This is a genomic window from Thiomonas sp. TH-17 (assembly GCF_057473305.1).
The window spans coordinates 1-6,870 of the sequence record NZ_JBYCKI010000048.1 but is presented as its reverse complement, the minus strand read 5'-3'; the positions used below and the strand labels follow the sequence as shown (position 1 = coordinate 6,870).

Annotated in this window: 6 protein-coding genes; 1 reads left to right on the top strand and 5 read right to left on the bottom strand. The window is 66.5% G+C overall.

All coding sequences use genetic code 11. From position 1 onward, the window contains the following. The 4 genes from AC2VLV_RS03415 to AC2VLV_RS03400 form a co-directional block, all read right to left on the bottom strand. Positions 1 to 826 (bottom strand): aspartate carbamoyltransferase catalytic subunit (locus tag AC2VLV_RS03415; RefSeq protein ID WP_486988637.1); only part of this gene is annotated, 826 nt, incomplete at its 3' end. A gap of 15 nt (positions 827 to 841) precedes the next feature. After that, the gene (gene pyrR, locus AC2VLV_RS03410) at positions 842 to 1,387 is read right to left on the bottom strand and encodes a bifunctional pyr operon transcriptional regulator/uracil phosphoribosyltransferase PyrR (RefSeq protein ID WP_486988636.1); all 546 of its coding nucleotides are present in this window, start codon (positions 1,385 to 1,387) and stop codon (positions 842 to 844) included. Between the two features lie 2 nt (positions 1,388 to 1,389). Next, positions 1,390 to 1,761, bottom strand: a complete 372-nt coding sequence (gene ruvX, locus AC2VLV_RS03405; RefSeq protein ID WP_486988635.1) for a Holliday junction resolvase RuvX — start codon at positions 1,759 to 1,761, stop codon at positions 1,390 to 1,392. A gap of 88 nt (positions 1,762 to 1,849) precedes the next feature. Continuing rightward, positions 1,850 to 2,422 carry a YqgE/AlgH family protein gene (locus tag AC2VLV_RS03400; RefSeq protein ID WP_486988634.1) on the bottom strand — a complete coding sequence of 191 codons (573 nt, stop codon included), beginning with the start codon at positions 2,420 to 2,422 and terminating at the stop codon, positions 1,850 to 1,852. 80 nt (positions 2,423 to 2,502) lie between these two features. Between AC2VLV_RS03400 and AC2VLV_RS03395 the strand changes: the two genes are divergently transcribed. Further along, the gene (locus AC2VLV_RS03395; RefSeq protein ID WP_486988633.1) at positions 2,503 to 3,999 is read left to right on the top strand and encodes a cryptochrome/photolyase family protein; all 1,497 of its coding nucleotides are present in this window, start codon (positions 2,503 to 2,505) and stop codon (positions 3,997 to 3,999) included. Here the strand turns inward: AC2VLV_RS03395 and AC2VLV_RS03390 are convergent. Beyond that, on the bottom strand, positions 3,993 to 6,870 hold a 2,878-nt coding region (locus AC2VLV_RS03390; protein ID WP_486988632.1), incomplete at its 5' end, for a hybrid sensor histidine kinase/response regulator. The genes AC2VLV_RS03395 and AC2VLV_RS03390 overlap by 7 nt on opposite strands.

Genomic DNA, 6,870 nt, shown 5'->3' with positions numbered 1-6,870 from the left:
GGTGCATGACGATGACATCGGGCTTGGCCAGCGCCAGGCGCTCGGACGTGAGGCCGTAGGTCATGTTGAATTCATGCGCGGACGGCAGCAGCGCGCCCGACATGCGCTCGTTCTGCAGGCGCAGCATCATGATGACGTCGGCGCCGCGGATGCCCTCGGCCATGTCGTGGCAGACGCGCACGCCCATGTCGCGCAGGTTGTCGGGCGCCAGCGTCTTGGGGCCGACGGCGCGCACCTCGGCGGCGCCCAGGGTGGTGAGGGCGTGAATGGCCGAGCGCGCCACGCGCGAATGCACGATGTCGCCGACGATGGCCACGGTGAGGTTGCTGAAGTCGCCCTTGAAATGACGGATGGTGTACATGTCCAGCAGGCCCTGAGTGGGGTGGGCATGGCGGCCATCGCCGGCGTTGACGATGTGCACATGCGGGGGCGTGTGCTGGGCGATGAGAAAGGGCGCGCCGCTGTCGGCATGGCGCACGACGAAGACATCGGCATCCATCGCTTCGAGGTTGGCGATGGTGTCGAGCAGGCTCTCGCCCTTGCTCGTGCTGGAGCGCTGGATGTCGAGGTTGAACACATCGGCCGACAGGCGTTGCGCCGCGATCTCGAAGGTGGTGCGGGTGCGCGTGCTGTTCTCGAAGAACAGGTTGAACACGCTCTTGCCCCGCAGCAGCGGGACTTTTTTCACTTCGCGGCTGCCGAAGCTCACAAAGCCCTGCGCGGTGTCGAGGATGTGCGTGAGCACGTCGCGCGGCAGGCCTTCGGGGGTGAGCAGATGGCGCAATTCGCCGTTTTTGTTGAGCTGGGGGTTGTGGGCGCGGGTCATGTTCACCAACTCGGTTTATTTGCTCACGAGGTCGAAACGAAAGCGGATGCCGTCGGCCACGTCTTCATCGCGCAGCAGCGCGAGCGAGACTTCTGGGGGCAGATCGATAAGCGTGCTGGCGGCGATCTGCGGGCAGATGGGCAGCTCGCGGCCGCCGCGGTCCACCAGTACCGCCAGGTCGATGCGCGCCGGACGGCCGAAGTCGAACAACTCGTTGATGGCCGCACGGGTGGTGCGGCCGGTGTGCAGCACGTCGTCGATCAGCAGCACGGCGCGGTCGGCGATGGGCACCGGCAAGGCGGTGCGGTTGGCGCTTGGATGCAGGCCGCGGGTGGCGAAGTCGTCACGGTGAAAGGTCGACGAGACCACGCCGTAGGGCTGCGCCAGTTGCAGGTCGGCGTGCAGACGTTGCGCCAGCCAGGCGCCGCCGGAATAGATGCCGATGAGCAAGGGCGGCTCGGCCTGTGCTGCGACAGTGCTGCGAACCTGGGCGAGCAGTTGGGCGTAGAGCGCCTCGGCGTCTGGAGGGGCGGTGATTGCGGAAGCAGGAGCGGAAGGCATGGTCAGCGTTGCTGCAGATATTGTTCGACGATGAGTTGGGCGGCAGCGCTGTCCACGTCGTCGGCGCCTTCGTCTTCGGCGGCGACCGAGGTGTAGCGTTCATCCACCAGCGCCACGGGCAGGCCGAAGCGGCCTTCAAGCTGGCGGGCGAAGCGCTGGGCGTGGGCGGTATTGTCGTGCGCGGCGCCGTCGGGGTGCAAGGGCAGGCCGACGACGAGTTGCTGCGGCTGCCACTCCCGGATGAGCGCGGCGATGGCGTCGAACTTGAGGTCGTTGCGATCAGCGCGCAGGGTGCGCAGCGCCGTGGCGCTGCGGGTGATGCTGTTGCCCACCGCCGTGCCGATGCGCTTGGCGCCCCAGTCGAAACCGAGCACCGTGATGTCAGTTCCGCACGGCCGTTCCGACGGAAATGACCCCCCCTCGGGGGGAGGCGAGCGCAGCGAACCAGGGGGTCGTTGCAACCTAGGCATGTCCTGCGGTTTGCGACAACATGGCGGGGTTGAAGCCCAGCAGCGCCATGGCGGCGTTGAAGCGGGCTTCCACCGGGGTGTCGAACAACACGATGGGGTCCGCCTCGACGGTGAGCCAGCCGTTCTGGCCGAGTTCTTCTTCGAGTTGCCCGGCGTTCCAGCCTGAATAGCCCAGGGCGATGAGCGTGCGCGCCGGGCCGTCGCCTGCGGCCATGTGTTCGAGCACATCCTTGGAGGTGGTCATCTGCAGGCCGCCGGGAATGTCGAGGCTGGAGGCGAAGGCGGTTTCGGCGGCTTCGTGCAGGACAAAGCCGCGCTCGGTCTGCACCGGGCCGCCCTGCAACACGGGCTGCGCGGCGGGCAGACTGGCCGTGTCCAGGCCCACGCGTTCGAACAATTCCTTGACGGTAATGTCCGACGGGCGGTTGATGATCAAGCCGAGCGCGCCGCGCGCCGAATGCTCGCAGACGTACACCACGGTACCGGCAAAATTCTCGTCGGCCATGCCCGGCATGGCGATCAAAAACTGGTTGCTCAGATTGGAGGCGTCGGGGCGAGGGTTCATGGGGTGGAGTTTATCGCGCCGACGGGCAACGCTTGCGGTGCTGGGCTATGGTGTCTTCCCCAATGATGCGATGGACTGCGATGAGCTCTGAAAACGCTGCTTGTTCTGAATACCCAGGCCAGCGGCTGCCGCTGGGTCTGGTTTGGCTGCGTCGTGATTTGCGACTGCACGACAACGCGGCGCTGTACGCCGCCCTGCGCGCCTGCGACAAGGTGGCGCTGGCGTTTGTTTTCGACTGCGACATTCTCGATCCGCTGTTGCAGCGCGGGCTGCAGGCGGATCGGCGGGTGGAGTTCATTCTGGCGTCGGTCGCGGAAATTGACGCCGCTTTGCGCGAACACGGCGCGGCGCTGATCGTGCGCCACGCCAGCGCGCGCGAGGCGATTGCCGAGCTGGCCGCCGAGTTGGGCGCGCAGGCGGTGTTCTGCGGACGCGACGATGAGCCCGAGGCCCTCGCGCGCGACGGAACCGTTGAGCACGCCTTGCTGCAAGACGGGCGGGTGCTGCGTACCGTCAAGGAGCACATGATTTTCGAGCGCGATGAGGTGTTGACGGCGCAGGGCAAGCCGTACTCGGTCTTTACTCCCTACCGCACTACCTGGCTGGCGCGTTATGCCGCCCAGCCGCAGCAACCCGTCGATAGTGAGCGTGAAGTGACGTCCGCCCGACTGGCTGAGCTGCCTGGGGCGTTGCGACAACCGTTGCCCACCTTGTCCGAGCTGGGTTTTGCACCGTCGAATTTGCATGAGCTGAAACTGCCGCTGGGCGCTTCGGGCGCGGCGGCGCTGGTGGACGACTTCAGCCGTCGCATCGATGACTACGACCAGGCGCGCGACTTCCCGGCGCGCAAAGGGCCGAGCTATCTCTCGGTGCATCTGCGCTTCGGCACGGTGTCGGTGCGCGAACTGGTCGCGCTGGCGTGGGCGCGGCAGCAGGCGGGCAGCGAGGGGGCCAGGGTTTGGCTATCCGAGCTGGTGTGGCGCGACTTTTATTTCCAGATTCTGTTTCACCATCCGCATGTGGTGAATGCGGCGTTCAAGCCGGTTTACGACCGCATTCAGTGGCGCAACGACCCGGATCAGTTTGCCGCCTGGTGCGAAGGCCGCACCGGCTATCCGCTGGTGGACGCGGCCATGCGCCAGATCAACCAGACCGGCTATATGCACAACCGCCTGCGCATGGTGGTGGCGAGTTTTCTCACCAAAGATCTGGGCATCGACTGGCGCTGGGGCGAGCGCTACTTTGCCGATCATCTCAACGATTTCGACCTGGCGGCGAACAATGGCGGCTGGCAGTGGGCTGCGAGCAGCGGTTGCGATGCGCAGCCGTACTTCCGCATTTTCAACCCGGTGGCGCAAAGCGAGAAATTTGATGCCAACGGGGATTTCATCCGCCGCTATGTACCCGAGCTGGCGCAGCTTTCGTCCAAGGACATTCACGCGCCGTGGAAGGCCCCCGCCACGCTGCTGCAGGCGGCCGGGGTGCGGTTGGGGAGCACCTACCCCGCGCCGATCGTGCGACACGATCTGGCGCGGGCCGAAACGCTGGAGCGCTACGCGGTGGTGAAGGCTCAGTGATTCACTGCCGACTGGGTAAAGGTGCGAATCAGTTCGAGCAGCTCGGTCTCGGAATAGGGCTTGCCGAGATAATGATTCACCCCAAGCTGCGCGGCGTAGTTGCGGTGCTTGTCGGCGATGCGCGAGGTGATCATGATGATGGGCAGCTTCTGCAGCCGTGAGTCGGCGCGGATGTTGCGGGTGAGGTCGAAGCCGTCCATGCGCGGCATTTCGATGTCGAGCAGAATCACATTGGGCAGGGTGCTGGTCTGCTGCAGTTGCTCCAGGGCGTCGAGGCCGTCTTTGGCGAGTTGCACCAGATAGCCGTTGCGCTGCAGGAAGCGCTGCGTGACGCGGCGCACGGTGATGGAGTCGTCCACCACCATGATCAGCGGATTGCCGCCCTTCGCGGCCTGCGCCGCGTCGCCCGTGGGAGTCAGCCCGGACACATCGATCAGCGCGTCAGTGTGCACGGATGTTGAGACCGAGGTGGAAACTGCGGCGGTGGGAGCGGCTGCGCCCTGAGCGGGCGCCAGCGGCACCGCCTGCATGCGGGCGAAGGCATCAGCGCCATAAACCGCGGCGAGGGCCACCGGGTTGTAGATCAGCGCGGCGTCCCCGTTGGGCAGCACGGAAATGCCGGCCAGACCGGGCACGCGTGAGAGCTGCGGCCCCAGGTTTTTCACCACCACTTCGCGGTTGCCCACGACTTCATCAACCTGAATGGCCACACGCTGCGTGGCGCTTCGAATCACCACCACGGGCACGCTTTTGCCGAACGGCTCGCTGCTGCCGCCCGATTGTCCGAGCAGGGCGCCCAGCCAGTAGAAGGGCAGGGTGCTGTCGGCATAGGTGATGGATTGGGTGTGCGCGGCGCTGGCGATCTGCTCGGGTTTGAAGCGCAGAACGATGTCCACCAGATTGGCCGGCACGGCATACACGGCGGCGCCGGTGCGCAGCAAGACGACATGGGTGATGGCGGTCGTCAGCGGCAGCAGCAGGGTGAAGCGAGCGCCGGAGCCCGGTTGGTTGTCGAGCAGCACGCGACCGCCCAGCGCGTTGACTTCGGTGCGCACCACGTCAAGGCCGACGCCGCGGCCCGCGACGGCCGTGGTGCTTTCGGCGCTACTGAAATTGGGCCGGAACACCAGTTGCGTGAGTTCGTCTTCAGACAGCGGCTGATCTGGCGCGACCAGGCCGAGGCGTTCGGCCTTGGCGCGGATGGCGCCGTAGTTGAGGCCGCGCCCGTCGTCGGCCAGGGTGATGACGACTTCGTTGCCGTCTTGCCGCAGGCTCAGGGTGAGGGTGCCGACTTCGGATTTGCCTGCAGCCTTGCGCTCTTGAGCGGTTTCGATGCCGTGCGCCACGGCGTTGCGCAGCAAGTGGTCGAAGCTGCCGGAAACGCGCTCCAGCACCCCTCGGTCGAGCTCAATGGTGCCGCCGATGATTTCCAGACGCACAGCTTTGCCGAGGTCTTTGGCCGCCTGACGCACGGTGCGGTAGAGGCGCTCGGCCAGGCTGTCGAACTCGACCATGCGGGTGCGCAGCAAATCGCGCTGCAGCTCGCGGGTCTGGCGCGCCTGGCGGGTCATGTCGTCGTCGACTTCGCGCAGCACGCGGCTGAGCGTGCCTTGCACCATGGCGATGTCGTTGACCGACTCGGCCATCATGCGGGTGAGTTCCTGCGCGCGGGTGAAGCGGTCGAATTCGAGCGGGTCGAAGTCGCGGTTTTCGTCGCGCGCGGCCTGCACCTGCGCGCTCATCTGCGCCTCGGCCTGAATTTCGATTTCGCGCACCTGCTGGCGCAGACGTTCGAGGTTGTCGCTCAGATCGCCCACCGAACCGCGTATGGCGCCGAACTCGTTTTCAAGCCGGGCGCGCGAAATGGTGATTTCGCCCGCCTGATTGACCAGCCGGTCGAGCAGCCCGGCGCGCACGCGCACAGCCTGTGCGGCGATACGCGGCGTGAGGGTGCGGGTGATCGGCTCGGCCGCCGCAGGCATGGCAACCGCAGTGACGGCAACCGCAGGCTGGGTCGACGCGGCGGTGTCGGGCTCGGCGCTTGGGGTGAACACCTCGGAAACGGTGGCCGCCGGGAGGTCGGCCAGTTGGTTTTCGCCGCGCTGAGCCGCGCTGCACAGGCGGTCGAAACGGGTGTTGAGATGGTCGAAGCGGCCCAGCAGCTCGGCCAGATCGGCCTCGCTGACCGGCGCATTGGCCGTCAGGGTGTCGATGTCGGATTCGAGGCTGTGCGCCAGGTCGCCGAGCTGCATGGCGCCGGCCATGCGCGCACTGCCTTTGAGCGTGTGCAGCGCCCGCATGGCTTGTGCCGCGGGTGCGGTATCCAGCGGATGCTGTTCCCACTGGCGCAGGCTGGCGGCCAGGGCGGGCAGCAGTTCGTTGGCTTCGTCCTCGAAAATCGGGAACAGGTCAGGGTCGATGGTGTCGACCAACTGGTCGGCAGACGCGGCAAACGGGGCTGCGCTGGCCTCCGGCTGCGGCGCTTCGGCCCAGGTCGGCTCAGGAGTTGCGGGCGCAAGCTCAGGCGCGGCGATTTGTTCAGGCTGGACAGCCGGTTCGGCCGTGGTTACCGACTCGGCGCTCGGCTGGGCATTCTGGGCCAGCGCAGCTTCCTGCAGGGCTTCGAGCCGGGCGAGCAGCTCTGCTTGCACGGGCTTGAGGAAGCCCGCGGCAAACTGGTGCAGCAGTTGTTTGATGTCGCTGGACGCCTGTGCCAAGGCATCGAGATCGGCAGGGCGCGCGGTGTGCGCGGGCAGGTCGCGCAGGGCGTCGAGCGCATGCTCGGTCTGGCTGGCGAGATCGGCCACGCTGCGCAGGCCGACGGTGGCCGAACTGCCGGCGAGCTTGTGCGCCGAAATGACGGCCGCATCG